Source organism: Allobosea vaviloviae, from assembly GCF_001298265.1.
Taxonomy (GTDB): domain Bacteria; phylum Pseudomonadota; class Alphaproteobacteria; order Rhizobiales; family Beijerinckiaceae; genus Allobosea; species Allobosea vaviloviae_B.
This window is the reverse complement of the sequence record NZ_LGSZ01000022.1, coordinates 170,979-188,047: the sequence shown is the minus strand read 5'-3', so window position 1 is coordinate 188,047 and position 17,069 is coordinate 170,979. Positions and strand designations below refer to the sequence as shown.

The following is a 17,069-nucleotide window of genomic DNA, read 5'->3' as shown; positions in this document are numbered from 1 at the left end:
TCTGTCGATTAGCCCTTGCATTAGAATGAAGCAAGACTCTGCCGCGCCGCAGCATCGCGCAGCCGGGTTGAAATTGACGCAGGCGCGGCGGAGTTCGGCGCTCGTCACCGGATCGGCGTCCGACTGTGCCGGATTTTTGCCGCTTCTCGCCGGCTTCCGACTGGCGAAGGCGGCCATGACGCGACACACTTGCGGCGAATCGGTTTCCGCGCGGCGCATGTCGCATTCGAGAAGGGCGGCTCAATGCGCACGCGTTCCACGATTTTCCCGACAGTCCCCGCTCTCACGGCAGCAAGCCTCATCGTCATGACGGCGTTCGCCCCGTCCAGCGTCCGCGCCGAGGGCATCGATCTGACTCGCGCGCGGTGCGCCGATTTCATCGCGATGACCGAGGGCGACCAGAGCCAGCTCTCGCTGTGGCTGGCTGGCTACTTCGCCGGCAGCGCAACCCGTCCGGTGCTCGACCTCGAGAAGATCACCGCCGCTCCCGCGGGGCTCACCGCGCTTTGCACCAAATCCCCGCAACTGCCCCTTGTCGGCCCCGAAGCGCGGGACATCTTCATGCCGCCCACTGCTCCCTGAATGCCGTGAAGCCGTGCCTCCACGTCGCATTGGGGCTGGCGCTCGCCGGCGCCCTGAATCCTGCCGTCGCCTGGGCGCAGGACGGGCAGATGATCCGCTCCCCGCTTCCCCCGCAGCGGCCCTTCGACCTCGAACTGCCGGGCAACCCGGCATTGCCCGCGATCGTCGTGCCGCCCCCCGCGCCTGAGCCGCAGAACGCCTCCCGCGACGTGTCCTCCGACGCCACCTCGCCGGTGACGGCCGAACCCGACGAAGATGAAGGGCCTGAATGGCCGCAATTGACGCCCGGCCAGAAAGCCGGCGCCGAGCCGGAGTTCGACCCGAACGAGAAACCCGACAGGCCAGGCATATCGACCGATCCGGGAACGTCGACCGCCTGCCTGCCGCAGCGGCTGAAGCTGATCCTGGCGAAGATTTCCGACAAGTACGGCGCGGTGAAGGTGACGTCGACCTGGCGCCCCCCCTGGCGCGCGCGGCGCGGCTCCTTCCACAAGCGCTGCGAGGCGATGGATTTTCGCGTTCCCGGCGTGCGCCCACGCAGCGTCATCGAATGGGTGCGCGCCCTGCCCGAGGTCGGTGGGCACAAGGTCTACTGGAACGGCATCCTCCATGTGGATACGGGGCCGCGCCGGCCCTGGTGAAAGGCGAGAGGCGTGCGCTCACTCGAGCGCCGGCTCCATGCTTTTCTCGGCGAGGATGGGTTTTCGCGAGGGCAAGGGATCGAACGCTGCCATCGGCGCCGGTCACGGTTCACACAACTGTGAGCAGGCACTTCACGGAACGGGACACTGACAAAGGCGATGAGGCTTCGCCGATGCCTTCCGACGCAGGCAGCGCCACCCACGATCGGCAACATCGGGCGCCGGAGGCTGATCGAACGCGCCGCATGGCTGCTGGCGATCGAATCGTCTGCAGGCTGCCCTCAGGCGGCGAAGAGCCTGCCGAAGCTTGCGGGAAAAGTGGCGGCCCAGCCTGCGGCCCGCAAGGCGCCACACAACGTCACGGTCACGCAATCGATCACCAGTATGCCGTGCTCGGCCTTCCAGCGCATGACATGGCCACAGGGGTGCCTGGACGTTCGGTAGCGGGATGATGCGAGGTGAGGCATGATCGAGACCGCGCAAACGCAGCACGACGCGCCAATCGGCATGGGCGCCGTCGCGGCCGGCACCGTCTTGCCGGGCCGGGACCACGCCCATCCCCCCTCCCGCGCACGACCAGCAAGGAGTTTCCCGGATGACCGGCTTCGTGAAGACCAAGGATGGGCTCGACATCTTCTACAAGGACTGGGGACCGAAGAACGCCCAGCCGATCATGTTTCATCACGGATGGCCACTGTCGTCGGATGATTGGGACGCACAGATGCTGTTCTTCGTCTTGAACGGCTATCGCGTCGTCGCGCATGATCGCCGCGGCCACGGTCGCTCGACGCAGGTCAGCGATGGCCACGACATGGATCATTACGCAGCCGACGCCTTTGCGGTCGCCGAGCATCTCGACCTGCGCAACGCCGTGCATATCGGCCACTCCACCGGCGGCGGCGAGGTCGCCCGTTACGTCGCCCGGCACGGCCAGCCCGCCGGCCGCGTCGCCAAGGTGGTCCTGGTGAGCGCCGTGCCCCCGCTCATGCTGAAAACGGCAGCCAATCCAGAGGGTCTACCGATCGAGGTCTTCGACGGCTTCCGCCAGGGCACGGCCGAGAATCGCGCTCAGCTCTTCCTCGACGTGGCTTCAGGCCCATTCTACGGCTTCAATCGCGAAGGCGCGACGGTCTATCCGGGCGTTGTCCAAAACTGGTGGCGGCAGGGCATGATGGGCTCTGCCAAGGCGCATTACGAGGGCATCAAAGCCTTCTCGGAGACCGACCAGACCGAGGATCTGAAGGCGATCACCGTCCCGACCCTCGTCATGCATGGCGACGACGACCAGATCGTCCCGATCGCCGATTCCGCTTTGAAATCGGTGAAGCTCCTCAAGAACGGCACGCTGAAAGTCTACAAGGGCTATCCGCACGGGATGCTCACAACTCATGCGGAGGTGATCAACCCCGACCTGCTCGCCTTCATCAAGGGCTGAAGCCGGCATGCGGCCGGTGGTTTGCGCGCCGGAGTTTCACGCCGGTCGCAAGCTCTCGCCCGCCGCCAGGCAGGCCTCATCAGGCCCTTGGCAAGGCCACTCCCACCTGCCGATCAACGAGGGCACAGAAGCCTGCCTCGACGAGCGCTTGTGCCCTCGTCCAGCTTGGACAGACCCTCGCATCCATCGACATCACGGTGTCGACTCGTGCTGGCATCATGAGTTCGGGAGGACTTCAACTATCTGATTTATATGGCGCGGGCGACGGGGCTCGAACCCGCGACCTCCGGCGTGACAGGCCGGCACTCTAACCAACTGAGCTACGCCCGCGCAGGGCGGCTGCGACGCGGTGGCCGTCAGCGAGGTGTGGATTATGGCGATGGGCCGGAAGTGTCAAGCGTGTGTCAGCGGATAAAACGGCAATGCGCTAAAACGGCCGTGGACGGATCGAGCTGCATCGCCGATCGGCAGCGACTCAATGCTTGATGGCCGGGGCACCAGAGCTTACATCCTGCTGCACCGGGCGGTTAGCTCAGTCGGTAGAGCATCTCGTTTACACCGAGAGGGTCGGCGGTTCGAGCCCGTCACCGCCCACCAGCGCCTCAGGGCGAGGCGATCTCCCGCGACAAGGCGCAGGCGTGCTTGTCCAGAACCTCGACCGTCGCGTCGACCCTCCGGGACGCCTCGTCCAGGGCTTCGAAGCTGCCACGGGCGGCCTTGGTCTCCGTTCTGATTCGATCGAGGGCGTCGAGCATGGCGCGCGCCTCGTCGAACACGGTGCGCATGTGCCGGCCGATGTCGCCGGAGACCGCAACGTCCTCGCGCAGCCTGTGCGCCAACTGCCCTGCCCTTTCTCCCTCTCCCGCCAGCCCATCGGTCATGCTGGTGATCTGAGCGGCGACCTCGCCTGACGCCGTCTGGATCGTCGCGATTCGATGCGCGATGTCCTCGGTCGCCGATGCCGTCCGCGAGGCGAGGGCCTTGACCTCGGCGGCAACGACGGCAAATCCTCGCCCGGCGAGACCGGCACGGGCCGCCTCGATCGTGGCGTTGAGAGCGAGCAGGTTGATCTGCTCGGCGATGTCCCGGATCACGCCGACGACGTCTCCGATCCCCGCCACCTCCGATGCGAGGCGCAGTGTCCGCTCCTCGGCATCGCGCGATCGCTGGATGTTCCAGACGGCGTGGTCACCGACCGTGGTCAGGTGCGTCTCGACCGCGCTGACCGCCGTGCCGATCGCATCCGCCAGACCGATGACCGACTGGCCGGCATGGGCGAGCTTGTCGGCGTGCTGCTCGGCATCCCTCACCAGGTCGCCGCTGACGGCAGACAGCGTGGCGACTTCTGCGGTGGCGGCTCGGATCGCGCTGGAGGACGAGGCCACCTCAGAGCGAAGTCTGTCGAGGTCCTGCCCCAGCCCCGCGTTGAACTCATGCAGGCGTCCGGCGCGCGCCAGCCGGCTTCGCGCCTCCTCGTCAGCTTCGCGCCGCAGATGCAGGAAGGTTTCACGCTCGCGCTTGAGCATCTGCAGAGCACGCGCGACGATCCCCAATTCATCGCGACGCTCGACATAGGGCACGGTCACGTCGTTGCGATCACGCGCCAACTGGCCGATCGTTCCCGTCAGGTCACGCAGCGGCCGCACCACGCGCATCGCGACGATCGCGAAGACGAGCAGCAGGACCAGGGTTGCAGCCGCCCCCCAAAAGGTCAGCCGCCAGACGATCTCGCGCGCCTCCTGGGTGACGACCGCGAGGGGCTGCTTGATCTCGACCAGGCCGCGCACGTCGCCGAGCTTCCAGTCCTTCTTCGGGGACTGGGGATGCGAATTGTGACAATCGACACAGCTCTGCGCCATTCGATCGGGAACAGCGACGCGCAGAACGGCCTGGGGACCGCTGCCCTCGATGCTGCTGAAGGAGCCGACGCCGCCTTGCGAGAGGGCCTTCCATGCATCGGCCTGGAAACCGTCGAAGGCTGGCCGCCCCTGACGCTGCGGCCAGGGAAAGGGGCTAATGAGCCTGATCTCGTTGCCCGGCCCAGAGATCCGCGCCGCATAGTCGAGGATGAAGGTCGTCGGGACGGGGATCGCATGCGGCTGCCCGATATAGTCGGCCGTCGCCTTCGTCTCGCCGCCCGACGACAACTTGGCGACGACGTTCCCGGAATACATCGCGCGCAACTCGGTCAGTTGCGCGCCCCAGGCGATCGCTCTCGCGCGGGCCGCGCGAATTTCGATCCCGACGATCGTATCCGGCAGATACACCACCAACGCCGCCAGCAGGAGGCAGGTCACGGCGGCGACGGGAAAAATGATCGACCAAACGAGTGAACGCCCCGCCGTCACATACGCGACGGAATCGGGACTCGGCGCCGGATCCGACATGCTGGGATTTCGCTGTTACAGACAGTCGGACAATGGAACCCTTTTGATTAACGTTACGTCAAAACAAAGGCCGCCGGTTGCCCGGCGGCCTTGTTGATTGCATCCGAGGCGATGCTCAGTGAGCGACGAGGCCCGAGGCGTCATCCTCGACCGGCTTGGCGGGGATCGCCTTCAGATCCTCTTCCCAGACGATCGGCGCCGGCACGCGGGTCAATGCGTGCTGGAGCACCTGCTCCATGCGCGAGACCGGGATGATCTCCATGCCCTCGCGGACCGACTTGGGCAGGTCGATCAGATCCTTGGCGTTGTCCTCCGGGATCAGCACCTTCTTGATGCCGCCACGCAGCGCCGCCAGGAGCTTCTCCTTCAACCCGCCGATGGGCAGCACCCTGCCCCGCAGCGTGACCTCGCCGGTCATGGCGACGTCGCGGTTGGTCGGGATGCCGGTCAGGACCGAGATGATCGAGGTCGCCATCGCGATGCCGGCCGATGGACCGTCCTTCGGGGTCGCCCCTTCGGGAACGTGGACGTGGATGTCGCGCCTGTCGAACAAAGGCGGCTCGATGCCGAAATCAAGAGCCCGCGAGCGGACATAGGACGCCGCTGCCGAGATCGATTCCTTCATCACCTCCTTGAGGTTGCCCGTGACGGTCATCTTGCCCTTGCCGGGCATCATGACGCCTTCGATCGTCAGCAACTCGCCGCCGACCTCGGTCCAGGCCAGGCCGGTGACGATACCGACCTGATCCTCGGTCTCGGCCATGCCATAGCGATAGCGCGGCGGGCCGAGATACTCCTCGAGCAGTTCGTTATTGACCGCGACCTTCTTCTTCTTGGTCAGCACGATGTCCTTCACCGCCTTGCGGACGGTGTTGGAGAGTTCGCGCTCGAGATTGCGGACGCCCGCCTCCCGCGTATAGCGGCGGACCAGCGTCTGCAGCGCGTCGTCGTCGATCGACCATTCCTTGGATTCGAGGCCGTGCTTCTTGATCGCGTTCGGGATCAGGTGACGCCGGGCGATCTCGGTCTTCTCATCCTCGGTATAGCCGGCGATGCGGATCACCTCCATCCGGTCCAGCAGGGCCGGCGGGATGTTCAGCGTGTTGGCCGTGGTCACGAACATGACGTTCGACAGGTCGTAATCGACCTCAAGATAGTGGTCGTTGAAGGTGCCGTTCTGCTCGGGATCGAGCACCTCCAGCAGGGCCGCAGAGGGATCGCCACGGAAGTCCTGACCCATCTTGTCGATCTCATCGAGCAGGATGAGCGGGTTGGCGGTCTTGGCCTTCTTCATCGACTGGATGATCTTGCCGGGCATCGAGCCGATATAGGTGCGCCGGTGACCGCGAATCTCGGCCTCGTCGCGCACGCCGCCGAGCGACATGCGCACGAACTCGCGCCCCGTCGCCTTGGCGATCGACTTGCCGAGCGAGGTCTTGCCGACGCCCGGAGGGCCGACGAGGCACAGGATCGGGCCGGCGAGCCGGTTGGTCCGCTGCTGCACGGCAAGGTACTCGACGATGCGGTCCTTGACCTTGTCGAGGCCGAAGTGATCATCGTCCAGCACCGCCTGCGCAGCCGCCAGATCCTTCTTGATCTTCGACTTCTTGCCCCAGGGGATGCCGAGCATCCAGTCGAGGTAGTTGCGCACCACCGTCGCCTCGGCCGACATCGGCGACATCTGCCGCAGCTTCTTCATCTCCGCGATGGCCTTGTCACGGGCCTCCTTGGAGAGCTTGGTGCGGGCGATGCGCTCCTCCAGCTCGGCCAGCTCATCGCGGCCTTCCTCGCCGTCGCCGAGTTCCTTCTGGATCGCCTTCATCTGCTCGTTGAGGTAGTACTCGCGCTGGGTCTTCTCCATCTGGCGCTTGACGCGCGAGCGGATGCGCTTCTCGACCTGGAGCACCGACATCTCGCTTTCCATCAGCGAGAGAACCTTCTCCAGCCGATGTGTGACATGGGCGATCTCGAGCACGGCCTGACGGTCGGCGATCTTGACGGCCAGATGCGAGGCGACCGTATCGGCGAGCTTGCTGGGCTCATCGATCTGAGAGACGGCCGCCACGATCTCGGGCGAGATCTTCTTGTTGAGCTTCACATAGCTCTCGAACTCGCTGACGACCGAACGGCCCAGCGCCTCGACCTCGACCTTCTTGCCGTCTTCCTCGGCCAGGCCGATGGCCTCTGCCTGATAGAAAGCCTCGTCGGCGACATAGGCCGTGGCCTTGGCGCGACCGACGCCCTCGACCAGCACCTTCACGGTGGAATCGGGCAGCTTCAGCAATTGCAGCACGCGGGCGAGCGTGCCGATCTCATAGATATCCTTGGTCTCCGGATCGTCGTCTCCGGCGTTCTTCTGCGTCGCGAGCAGGATCAGCCCATCGGTCTTGACGACCTCCTCGAGGGCACGGATCGACTTCTCGCGGCCGACGAAGAGCGGCACGATCATATGGGGGAAAACGACGATGTCGCGCAGGGGGAGAACCGGATAGGTGCCGGTCTCACCGGAAACGAAAGGAGCGCGGGGCGCCGAGCCAGTCATGACTTTTCCTTTGTGGTTGCGCCCGGAGCATCCCCATAATGGGCGAAGCGATCGGACGTAAGCGACCGGAGCGACCATTCACCCCGTCCGCCCCCGCGCATCGCACCCTGAACAGGCATGCGACTCTCGCGAGTGATGCTAAAGTGGAGACTTCCTCGCCGGCTTTCAAGCGAGCCGCCGCGGCCTGCCCCCAGAAGTTTCATCCGCGTCGATTTTCTCCAGCCCAGTCGAGGGCAGGATATCGAGCCGGGGCAACACATCGTATCGAGATTCCGATCAAATCCGATCGCTGAACTGTGAAGCAAAAAGCGCGCTATGCTGGCTTGATACGCAAAACGCGCGCCAATCGGCGCGCGCTTGCTGTTTCGAACACTGCCGTCAAGCGAATCGAACAAGGCCCGATGCTCACGCGGAAGCGGATTTGGCCTCGTCCTCGCGCTCCGAATAGATGAAGAGCGGACGGGACTTGGACTCGACGGCCTCGGGACCGATCACGACCTGCTCGACGCCTTCCAGCCCCGGCAATTCGTACATGGTCTCGAGCAGGATGCCCTCCATGATCGAGCGCAGGCCGCGCGCGCCGGTCTTGCGGTCGATCGCCTTGCGGGCAATCATCGCGACCGCTTCGTCGGTGAAGGTCAGCTCGGTGTCCTCCATCTCGAAGAGACGCTGATACTGCTTGACCAGGGCGTTCTTCGGCTCGGTCAGGATCGTCTTCAGCGCGGCCTCGTCGAGATCCTCGAGCGTCGCCAGGACCGGCAGACGGCCGACAAACTCAGGGATCAGGCCGAACTTCAGCAGATCCTCGGGCTCGACCTCGCGGAAGATCGCGCCCGTGCGGCGATCATCGGGCCCCTTCACGGTCGCGCCGAAGCCGATCGACGTGCCCTTGCCGCGGCCCGAGATGATCTTGTCGAGGCCGGCGAAGGCGCCGCCGCAGATGAACAGGATGTTGGTGGTGTCGACCTGCAGGAATTCCTGCTGCGGATGCTTGCGCCCGCCCTGAGGCGGCACGGAGGCGACCGTGCCCTCCATGATCTTCAGCAGCGCCTGCTGCACGCCCTCGCCCGAAACGTCGCGGGTGATCGACGGGTTGTCGGACTTGCGGCTGATCTTGTCGATCTCGTCGATATAGACGATGCCGCGCTGCGCCCGCTCGACATTGTAGTCGGAGGCCTGGAGCAGCTTGAGGATGATGTTCTCGACATCCTCGCCGACGTAGCCGGCCTCGGTCAGCGTCGTCGCGTCCGCCATGGTGAAGGGCACGTCGAGGATGCGGGCGAGCGTCTGCGCGAGCAGCGTCTTGCCCGAGCCGGTCGGCCCGATCAGCAGGATGTTCGACTTCGCCAGCTCGACGTCGTTGTGCTTCGTCGCGTGGCTGAGGCGCTTGTAATGGTTGTGGACCGCCACCGAGAGCACCTTCTTGGCGTGCTCCTGGCCGATGACGTAGTCGTCCAGGACCTTGCGGATCTCCTTGGGAGTCGGCACGCCGTCCTTCGATTTCACCAGCGCGGATTTGGATTCCTCGCGGATGATGTCCATGCAGAGCTCGACGCATTCGTCGCAGATGAACACGGTCGGGCCCGCAATCAGCTTGCGAACCTCGTGCTGGCTCTTGCCGCAGAAGGAGCAGTAAAGCGTGCTCTTCGAATCGCCGCCGCTGACCTTACTCATCGTCCATCTCCATTCTCGGAGCCGGAGACCACACCAGCGTTAGCGGATGCAACCGTCGTCTCTCCGTCATAATAGGCGCCCAGTTCACGCTCATCTGGTTAACGCGCCGTTCCGGCACGCCCGAATTTGCGGCTGATCCACAACAGGATCAGGCTGGGACACCTTCGGGATCATCCCGGGGCCTGTCCGATTCCCCATGCAAACACGGGGCCGGTTCTCATGCAATATGGGCGCGGGATGCGGCCGCGCCAACCCACAGGCGGCGCGCCCGCTGGTCGCAGCCGCTCAGGCAGCGAGTTCCTCGGGCCGCTTGTCGATGACCTTGTCGATCAGGCCGAACTCGCGGGCCTGTTCGGCGGTCATGAAATTGTCGCGCTCGAGCGCGGCCTCGATGTCCGCGTAGGAGCGGCCGGTGTGCTTGACATAGATCTCGTTGAGCCGGCGCTTCAGGCTCTCGACCTCGCGGGCATGGATCAGGATGTCGGTGACCTGGCCCTGGAAACCACCAGAGGGCTGGTGAACCATGATGCGGGCGTTGGGCAGCGCGAAGCGCATGTCCTTGGCGCCGGCGGTCAGCAGCAGCGAGCCCATCGAGGCGGCCTGGCCGACGCAGAGCGTCGTGACCGGGCAGCGGATGAACTGCATGGTGTCGTAGATCGACATGCCCGAGGTCACCACGCCGCCGGGCGAGTTGATGTAGAAGGAAATCTCCTTCTTCGGGTTCTCGGCCTCGAGGAAGAGGAGCTGCGCCACGATCAGCGAGGCAGAGTAATCCTCGACCGGGCCGGTCAGGAAGATGATGCGTTCGCGCAGCAGGCGCGAATAGATGTCGAAGGCGCGCTCGCCGCGGCTCGACTGCTCGACCACCATCGGGACGAGATTGTTGTAGGTCTCGATCGGATCGCGCAGCATGAAAATGTCCTTGGATGATGGAGGCCGGGAACCGGCATTGGTCGAATCGCGGCTGTCTTGAGAAGACACCACATAAGCACGGCAAAGGCGGCTGAAAAGAGAAGCGCCGCCCGGCACGGGGCCGAGCGGCGCGAATGTTGCGATTAAGGTTTCCGCGCCGCTCAGGCGGAGGCGTCGTCGGCAGCCGTCTCGTCAGCCTTGTCGGCCTTCTTCGCCTTCTTGGCGGCAGCCTTCTTCGGCTTCGCCCCGGCCGCCTCGTCGGCGTCCTCGTCGGCATAAAGCGCCTCGCGGGAGACCGTCTGGTCCTCGACCTTCACCTGGCCGAGCAGATGGTCGACGACCTTCTCCTCGAAGATCGGGGCGCGAATCTCGGCCAGCGCCTGCGGGTTCTTGCGGTAGAACTCCCAGACCTGCTTCTCTTGGCCCGGGAACTGGCGGGCGCGCTCGACAAGCGCCTGGGTGACCTCGTCATCCGATATCTGGACCTTGGCCTGCTCGCCGATCTCGGCCAGCACGAGGCCCAGCCGCACGCGGCGCTCGGCGATCTTGCGGTAGTCCGCCTTGGCGGTCTCCTCGGTCGTGCCCTCGTCCTCGAAGGACTTCTTGGCGTCCTTCATGTCGGCCTCGACCTGGCTCCAGACGCTGGCGAACTCCTGCTCGACCAAGGTCGGGGGCAGCTCGAAGGTGTACTTGCCGTCGAGCGCATCGAGCAGGCTCTTCTTGAGCTTGCGGCGCGACTGGGTGCCGAAATCGCGGCCGATCTGCTCGCGGATAGCAGACTTCAGCGCATCCAGCGACTCCAGCCCAAAGGCCTTGGCGAGCTCGTCATCGATCTTCACCGCTTCCGGGGCCTGGACCTCGGTGACGGTGACCTCGAACTCGGCCGGCTTACCGGCGAGCTGCTCGGCGGTGTAGTTCTCCGGGAAGGTGACCTTGACGGTCCGGATCTCGCCGGCCTTGGCGCCCTCGAGCTGCTCCTCGAAGCCGGGAATGAACTGGCCGGCGCCGAGATCGAGCGGAATGCCCTCGCCCGTGCCGCCGTCGAAGGGCTTGCCCTCGAGCGTGCCGACGAAGGAGATCAGCAGGCGGTCACCGCTGGCGGCGACGGCGCCCTCGCCCTTGTCGGCGAAGGTGCGGTTCGACGCAGCCATGCGCTCCAGCGAGGAATCGACATCGGCGTCGGGCACCTCGGCGACCGGCTTGACCAGCGCTACGTCCGAGAGATCGGCGAGCTCGATCTTGGGGAGCACTTCGAGCGCGACCGTGAAGGCGAGATCGCCCTTGGCCTCCATCGCGGCCTCGATCTCGTCCTTGTTCTCGGGGAACTTGATCTGCGGCTCGAAGGCGAGCTTCAGGCCGTTGTCGGCGACGATCTTCTGGTTGGCCTCGTTGACCGCGTTCTGCAGCACATCGGCCATGACCGAGCGGCCATAGAGCCGGCGCAGATGGCCGACCGGCACCTTGCCGGGCCGGAAGCCGTTGATCTTGGCCTTGCCCTGGAGGCCCTGGAGGCCGTCATCGAGCCGCGTCTTGAGGTCGGCAGCGTTCAGCACCACCTGAAATTCGCGCTTGAGGCCCTGCGAGAGGGTTTCGGTCACGTTCATCTTTTTCGATCCGCCAACAGCTCGTTATGCAATGTCCAAAGCGCGACGTCGTTACCGCCGCCGCGCTCGCGAAAGCCAATTCGATGGTGCGGGCGGAGGGACTCGAACCCCCACGACTTTCGCCGCTGGTACCTAAAACCAGTGCGTCTACCAGTTCCGCCACGCCCGCCGGCCCGATGGCGCCAGCGCGCGAGAATACGCAGCGCGGCCATCATTGGGCGCCGGTGCTATACGCATTTGTGCCGCGCCATGCAGCAAAAAAATGACGGTTCTGCAAAACACGCCAAGCAATGCCGGGCTTGGTTCCGCGCCGCGCCCCCCTCGCCATCGGGCGCGCCGGCAATTATGCCGGTGGCCATGAGCACAGCGAACGAACGCAACGAAGCCCATGAACGCCCTGCCGCCCCGACGCGCCGCGCGGCGCTCGCCGGCCTTGGCGCTGTGACGACGCTGGCGTTGACCGGAGCGGCAGCGGCACAGACGCCGGCCGCAGCGCCCGAAGTGGCGCCGCGTATCCTCACAGCCGGGCCGGCCAAGGTCCGGCTCAGGCCGACGCCCGCGGCCGAGACCGAGATCTGGAGCTTCGATGGCGTGACGCCGGGTCCGCCCCTGCGAATCAAGCTTGGCGAGACGCTTCGGCTGACCCTGGCGAACAGGACGACGAGCCCGCTGTCGCTGCATTGGCAGGGCCTGCGGGGCGATGCGGCGATGGATGGCGTCGGCGGCTTCAGCCAGCCGGCGATCGCGCCGGGCGAGAGCTTCACATACCGGCTCAAGCCAACCGACTCCGGCACGATCCTGTATCGCCCGCTCGTCATCGGCGGCTCCTCGGAGCCGGCCGGGCGCGGGTTGAGCGGCCTGCTGGTGGTCGAGGAGCCCGAACCGCCGCCGGTCGATCTCGACCTTCCCGTCCTGGTGACGGACTGGCTGCTCGGCGACGACCACGCGATTCAGGCTTTCTCCGCCAGCAGCCCCGACGGCGCTGCGGCCGGGCGGCTGGGAAGCTGGATCACGGTGAATGGCGGCTCGCCGCCGCAGCGCGTCGCGGTCGCGCCCGGTGCGCGGGTGCGCCTGCGCCTCGCCAATGCCTGCAATGCCCGGATCATGCGGTTGCGCTTCGACGGCATCAAGGCGGTCGTCGTCGCGGTCGACGGCCAGCCGACCGAGTCCTTCGAGCCCGTGCGTGCGCAACTGCCTTTCGCTCCGGGCACCCGCTACGACCTGCTGATCGACATGCCCACGGAGATCGGCGCCACTGCGATGGTGACGGCCCTGATCGGCTCAGGCGTGCCGCTTGTCCGGCTCGTCGCCGAGGGGGCCGCCAAGCCGACCTCGACGGCTCCGATGGCGCTGAAGGCGAACCCGACCCTGCCCGCGGCCGTCCGTCTCCAGGACGCGGTTCGCCCCGCCATCGTGATCGAGGGCGGAGCGAAGGTCGCGGCCGATTTCAAGCTCGATCTGACGGGACTCGACCCCGCCCGCCCCTGGCGCATCAATGGCGGCCTTGGCGAGGCCGGCGCCAAGCCGCTGTTCAGCGTCAAGCGCGGCACCCCGATCGTGCTCGCCATCGAGAACAGGACGGCGTTCTTCCAGCCGATCCATGTCCACGGCCATTGCTTCCGCCTGCTGCATCCGCTCGACGATGGCTGGGAGCCCTATTTCCTCGATACCGTGCAAATCCCCGAAGGCAAGCGGCTGCACATCGCCTTCATCGCCGAGAATCCGGGCCGCTGGCTAATCTCCTCGACCGTGCTGGAGCGCTTCGACCGCGGCCTGTGGACCTGGTTCGAGGTAACGTGACGCTCCTGCCGCACCATCGCCTCGCGATGCGCTGGCTGATGGCGGCGTTCTATCTCGGCGCCGGGCTGTTGCATCTGCGCTCGCCCGACGCCTTCCTGCCGATCGTGCCGGCATGGGTCCCCGAACCGCGCCTGGTGGTGATCGCCACCGGCGTCGCGGAAGTTCTCGGCGCGATCGGCTTGTTCGTGCCGCAGCTGCGCCGGGCGGCAGGGATCGGGCTCGCGCTTTACGCGCTGTGCGTCTTCCCGGCCAACATCAAGCATGCGATCGAAGGCATTACGCTGGCAGGGCTTCCGTCGAGTTGGTGGTATCATGCGCCGCGCCTGGCGCTGCAGCCGGTTCTGATCTGGTGGGCGCTCTATGTCGGCGGCGTCATCGACTGGCCATGGCGTCGGCCGTGACCGCTTAACGTCAGTCCTTCAGGCCAGCCCGAGCCTTGTCATCACGTCGGAGACGATCGCCTCCTTGGAGGATTCGACCGAGACGACGAGCGGACCCTCGTCCTCCCCCGGCTCCTCGAGCGCCGCGAACTGGCTGTCGAGCAGGGCCGGCGGCATGAAGTGATGCTGGCGCTGTGCCATCCGGGCACCGATCAACTCGCGCGATCCCTTGAGATAAACCAGCGCGACATCGGGCCTGTCGCCGATGATGACACGGCGATAGGCGCGCTTCAGCGCCGAGCAGGTGACGATGCCATTGCCGCCGGACGCGCGCAGATCGTCGATCCAGGCGGCGATCGCGGTCAGCCAGGGCTTGCGATCCTCGTCATTGAGCGGCGTTCCGCCCGCCATCTTGGCGACGTTCTCAGGCGGATGGAACGAGTCGGCGTCGCGGAAGGGCCAGCCGAGCTGGCCGGCGAGACGCTCGCCCAGCGAGGTCTTGCCCGAGCTGGCGACGCCCATGACGACGACGACAGCCGGCCTCACATGCGACATCTGCTGTGTCACCACGGCTCAGCCCTGCTTGCCGGAGACGACCGGAATCGGTGCCGCGCCGACCGCGACGGGGCCCGTCGGCAGGACCGTGCCGGGCTTGGGCTCGACATGGCCGCCGAAGCCGGCGCGCATGGCCGAGAGCACCTTCTCGCCGAAGGTATGGTCGACGCGGGAGCGGAAGCGGGCAAACAGCGCCGAGGTCAGCACCTCGGCGGGCGTCGCCGTCTCGACGGCGGCATCGACCGTCCAGCGGCCCTCACCCGAATCGGAGACGGTGCCGGAATAGGCGGCGAGTTCCTCATCGGCGGCCAGGGCCTCGGCCGTCAGGTCGAGCAGCCAGGACGTCACCACCGAGCCCCGGCGCCAGACCTCGGCGATCTCGGCGGTGTCGAAATCGAATTCGTATTCGGGCGGCAGGCCCTCCTTGGCGGAGGCGTTGCGCAGCAGGTCGAAACCCTCGGCGAAGGCCTGCATCATGCCGTATTCGATGCCGTTATGGACCATCTTGACGAAGTGCCCGGCGCCGACCGGGCCGCAATGCAGATAGCCCTGTTCGCTGGTCGGATTGCGACCGTCGCGATGCTTCGTCGGCTCGATGTCGCCCTTGCCCGGAGCCAGCGTCGCGAAGATCGGCTCCAGCCGGTCGAAGGCCTGCTTGTCGCCGCCGATCATCAGGCAATAGCCGCGATCGAGCCCATGCACGCCGCCCGACGTGCCGACATCCATGTAATGGATGCCCTTCGCCGCGAGTTCCCGCCCACGCCGGACATCGTCCTTCCAGAAGGCGTTGCCGCCGTCGATCAGCGTGTCGCCGGGCGAAAGCAGGCCGGCGAGCTCGGCCAGCGTCCCCTCGGTGATCTTGCCGGCGGGAAGCATGACCCAGATCGCACGCGGGGCCGTGAGCTTGGCGACCATGTCCTTGAGGTCCGACGCCACCACGGCGCCATCGGCGGCGAGCGCCACACCCGGCTTCGGATCGCGGTCATAGACCACGCTGTCATGGCCGGCGCGCATCAGGCGACGCACGATATTGCCACCCATCCGGCCGAGGCCGATCACTCCCAGCTGCATCGCGCAAACTCCTGACGTGCCGGCGGGAATGCCGCCGAGCCTTTGCCGGCGTTGTTGCATCCTCTCCGCCATGGCGGCAAGCCGCTGCGGCGCAGGGCACCCCGCACCGCCTCGGCCTGCCATCAAGGGAACATCAGCGCGAGCGGCTCCATCGACCAGATCGGCTGGACGCGCAGGACGCGCGCAGGGGTCGCATCCGTGAGAATGCCCTCGCCGCGCCAGCGCTCGATCAGCCCGGCCGCCGCGGCGGCCCGCGTCAGGCCGATCGCGACGACGTCGCGCTCACGCGCGTCAGGACCGCCAGCTTCCGTTGCGACGAAGCTCAGCCGTCCCTGTCCGGACAGCGCCAGCGCGCCGACGCGCTCCAGCAGGGCGGCGCGGGCGGGCGCCGTGCCCGCCCCGAACTCCACCAGGACGACGACCTCCATCGCCGTCAGCCGTTGCGGAAGGTGTAGCTGTAGCCGTTGATCGCAGGCACGCCGCCGAGATGGGCGTAGAGCACCTTCGAGCCCGCCGGGAAGAAGCCCTTCTTCACCAGGTCGATCATGCCCTGCATCGATTTCCCCTCATAGACGGGGTCGGTCATCATGCCCTCGAGCCGGGCCGAGAGCCGGATGGCCTCGATCGTCTCCTTCGAGGGGACACCGTAGACCGGATAGGCGTAATCCTCGTTCAGGACGATATCGTCTTTGACGATGTCCTTGCCGCCAACCAGGGCCGAGGTCTTCTGGGCGATGTCGAGCACCTGCGCCTTGGTCTGGGCCGGGGTGAAGGAGGCGTCGATGCCGATGACGTTGCGCTGGCGGCCGTCCTTGGCGAAGCCGACGACCATGCCGGCATGGGTCGAGCCCGTCACGGTGCAGACGACGATATAGTCAAACTGGAAGCCGAGCTGCGCCTCCTGCGCCCTCACCTCCTCGGCAAAGCCGACATAGCCGAGGCCGCCGAATTTGTGGACGGAGGCGCCGGCGGGGATCGGATAGGGCTTGCCGCCCTTGGCCTTCACGTCCTCCAGCGCATTCTCCCAGCTCTGGCGGATGCCGATGTCGAAGCCCTCGTCGACGAGCTGAACGTCGGCGCCCATCACCCGCGACAGCAGGATGTTGCCGACGCGGTCATAGACCGCATCCTCATGCGGCACCCAGCTCTCCTGGACGATGCGGCACTTCATGCCGATCTTGGCAGCGGTCGCGGCGACCATGCGGGTGTGGTTGGACTGCACGCCGCCGATCGAGACCAGCGTATCGGCGCCCGAGGCGATCGCGTCCGGCACAATGTATTCGAGCTTGCGCAGCTTGTTGCCGCCGAAGGCGAGGCCGGAATTGCAGTCCTCGCGCTTGGCGTAGAGCTCGACCTGGCCGCCGAGATGGGCGGAGAGACGCGGCAGCGGCTCGATCGGCGTAGGACCGAAGGTCAGCGGGTAACGCTCGAATTTCGACAGCATGGTTCTTGCTTGCTCCGGATTGAACTCCGGAAAAGCTAGCGA

14 protein-coding genes and 3 tRNA genes are annotated in these 17,069 nt (G+C 66.1%); 6 read left to right on the top strand and 11 right to left on the bottom strand.

The window, feature by feature from the left end:
• Positions 1 to 243: 243 nt before the first annotated feature.
• The 3 genes from AE618_RS04750 (at position 244) to AE618_RS04735 (ending at position 2,658) form a co-directional block, all read left to right on the top strand.
• Entirely contained in the window at positions 244 to 582 is a 339-nt protein-coding gene (locus AE618_RS04750; RefSeq protein WP_156330099.1) for an HdeA/HdeB family chaperone, read from the top strand.
• 89 nt (positions 583 to 671) lie between these two features.
• The gene (locus AE618_RS04745) at positions 672 to 1,223 is read left to right on the top strand and encodes a YcbK family protein (RefSeq protein WP_156330098.1); all 552 of its coding nucleotides are present in this window, start codon (positions 672 to 674) and stop codon (positions 1,221 to 1,223) included.
• A gap of 595 nt (positions 1,224 to 1,818) precedes the next feature.
• Complete coding sequence (locus AE618_RS04735; RefSeq protein WP_054207881.1) at positions 1,819 to 2,658, top strand: alpha/beta fold hydrolase; 840 nt, start codon at positions 1,819 to 1,821, stop codon at positions 2,656 to 2,658.
• Positions 2,659 to 2,911: 253 nt separating this feature from the next.
• Here AE618_RS04735 and AE618_RS04730 read toward each other — a convergent pair.
• Positions 2,912 to 2,988, bottom strand: a tRNA-Asp gene (locus tag AE618_RS04730).
• A gap of 191 nt (positions 2,989 to 3,179) precedes the next feature.
• Here AE618_RS04730 and AE618_RS04725 point away from each other — a divergent pair.
• Positions 3,180 to 3,255, top strand: a tRNA-Val gene (locus tag AE618_RS04725).
• Positions 3,256 to 3,260: 5 nt separating this feature from the next.
• On the opposite strand, the gene AE618_RS04720 is transcribed toward AE618_RS04725, so the two are convergent.
• The 6 genes from AE618_RS04720 to AE618_RS04695 form a co-directional block, all read right to left on the bottom strand.
• Positions 3,261 to 5,045: a methyl-accepting chemotaxis protein gene (locus AE618_RS04720; RefSeq protein ID WP_054207880.1), complete on the bottom strand. Its 1,785-nt coding sequence runs from the start codon at positions 5,043 to 5,045 to the stop codon at positions 3,261 to 3,263.
• Between the two features lie 115 nt (positions 5,046 to 5,160).
• A complete protein-coding gene (gene lon / locus AE618_RS04715) occupies positions 5,161 to 7,587 on the bottom strand; it encodes an endopeptidase La (RefSeq protein WP_054207879.1) in 2,427 nt (808 codons plus the stop codon).
• Positions 7,588 to 7,992: 405 nt separating this feature from the next.
• On the bottom strand, positions 7,993 to 9,261 hold the full coding sequence (gene clpX / locus AE618_RS04710; RefSeq protein ID WP_054207878.1) for an ATP-dependent Clp protease ATP-binding subunit ClpX: 1,269 nt from the start codon (positions 9,259 to 9,261) through the stop codon (positions 7,993 to 7,995).
• A 285-nt stretch (positions 9,262 to 9,546) separates the two neighbouring features.
• Positions 9,547 to 10,173 (bottom strand): ATP-dependent Clp protease proteolytic subunit, encoded by a 627-nt coding sequence (locus tag AE618_RS04705; RefSeq protein ID WP_372689310.1) that lies wholly within the window; start codon positions 10,171 to 10,173, stop codon positions 9,547 to 9,549.
• 161 nt (positions 10,174 to 10,334) lie between these two features.
• Positions 10,335 to 11,777 (bottom strand): trigger factor, encoded by a 1,443-nt coding sequence (tig, locus tag AE618_RS04700; RefSeq protein WP_054207877.1) that lies wholly within the window; start codon positions 11,775 to 11,777, stop codon positions 10,335 to 10,337.
• An 84-nt stretch (positions 11,778 to 11,861) separates the two neighbouring features.
• Positions 11,862 to 11,946, bottom strand: a tRNA-Leu gene (locus AE618_RS04695).
• A 188-nt stretch (positions 11,947 to 12,134) separates the two neighbouring features.
• On the opposite strand from AE618_RS04695, the gene AE618_RS04690 reads away from it, so the two are divergent.
• Positions 12,135 to 13,577, top strand: coding sequence for a multicopper oxidase family protein (locus AE618_RS04690; protein ID WP_054208010.1), 1,443 nt, complete (start codon positions 12,135 to 12,137; stop codon positions 13,575 to 13,577).
• Positions 13,578 to 13,615: 38 nt separating this feature from the next.
• The gene (locus AE618_RS04685; protein ID WP_432704489.1) at positions 13,616 to 13,978 is read left to right on the top strand and encodes a DoxX family protein; all 363 of its coding nucleotides are present in this window, start codon (positions 13,616 to 13,618) and stop codon (positions 13,976 to 13,978) included.
• An 18-nt stretch (positions 13,979 to 13,996) separates the two neighbouring features.
• On the opposite strand, the gene AE618_RS04680 is transcribed toward AE618_RS04685, so the two are convergent.
• The 4 genes from AE618_RS04680 to AE618_RS04665 form a co-directional block, all read right to left on the bottom strand.
• Entirely contained in the window at positions 13,997 to 14,524 is a 528-nt protein-coding gene (locus AE618_RS04680) for a gluconokinase (protein ID WP_248310746.1), read from the bottom strand.
• 6 nt (positions 14,525 to 14,530) lie between these two features.
• A complete protein-coding gene (gene gnd, locus AE618_RS04675; RefSeq protein ID WP_082364994.1) occupies positions 14,531 to 15,583 on the bottom strand; it encodes a phosphogluconate dehydrogenase (NAD(+)-dependent, decarboxylating) in 1,053 nt (350 codons plus the stop codon).
• 122 nt (positions 15,584 to 15,705) lie between these two features.
• The gene (locus tag AE618_RS04670; protein ID WP_054207875.1) at positions 15,706 to 16,011 is read right to left on the bottom strand and encodes a hypothetical protein; all 306 of its coding nucleotides are present in this window, start codon (positions 16,009 to 16,011) and stop codon (positions 15,706 to 15,708) included.
• 5 nt (positions 16,012 to 16,016) lie between these two features.
• Entirely contained in the window at positions 16,017 to 17,027 is a 1,011-nt protein-coding gene (locus tag AE618_RS04665; protein WP_054207874.1) for a 1-aminocyclopropane-1-carboxylate deaminase, read from the bottom strand.
• Positions 17,028 to 17,069 lie beyond the last annotated feature (42 nt).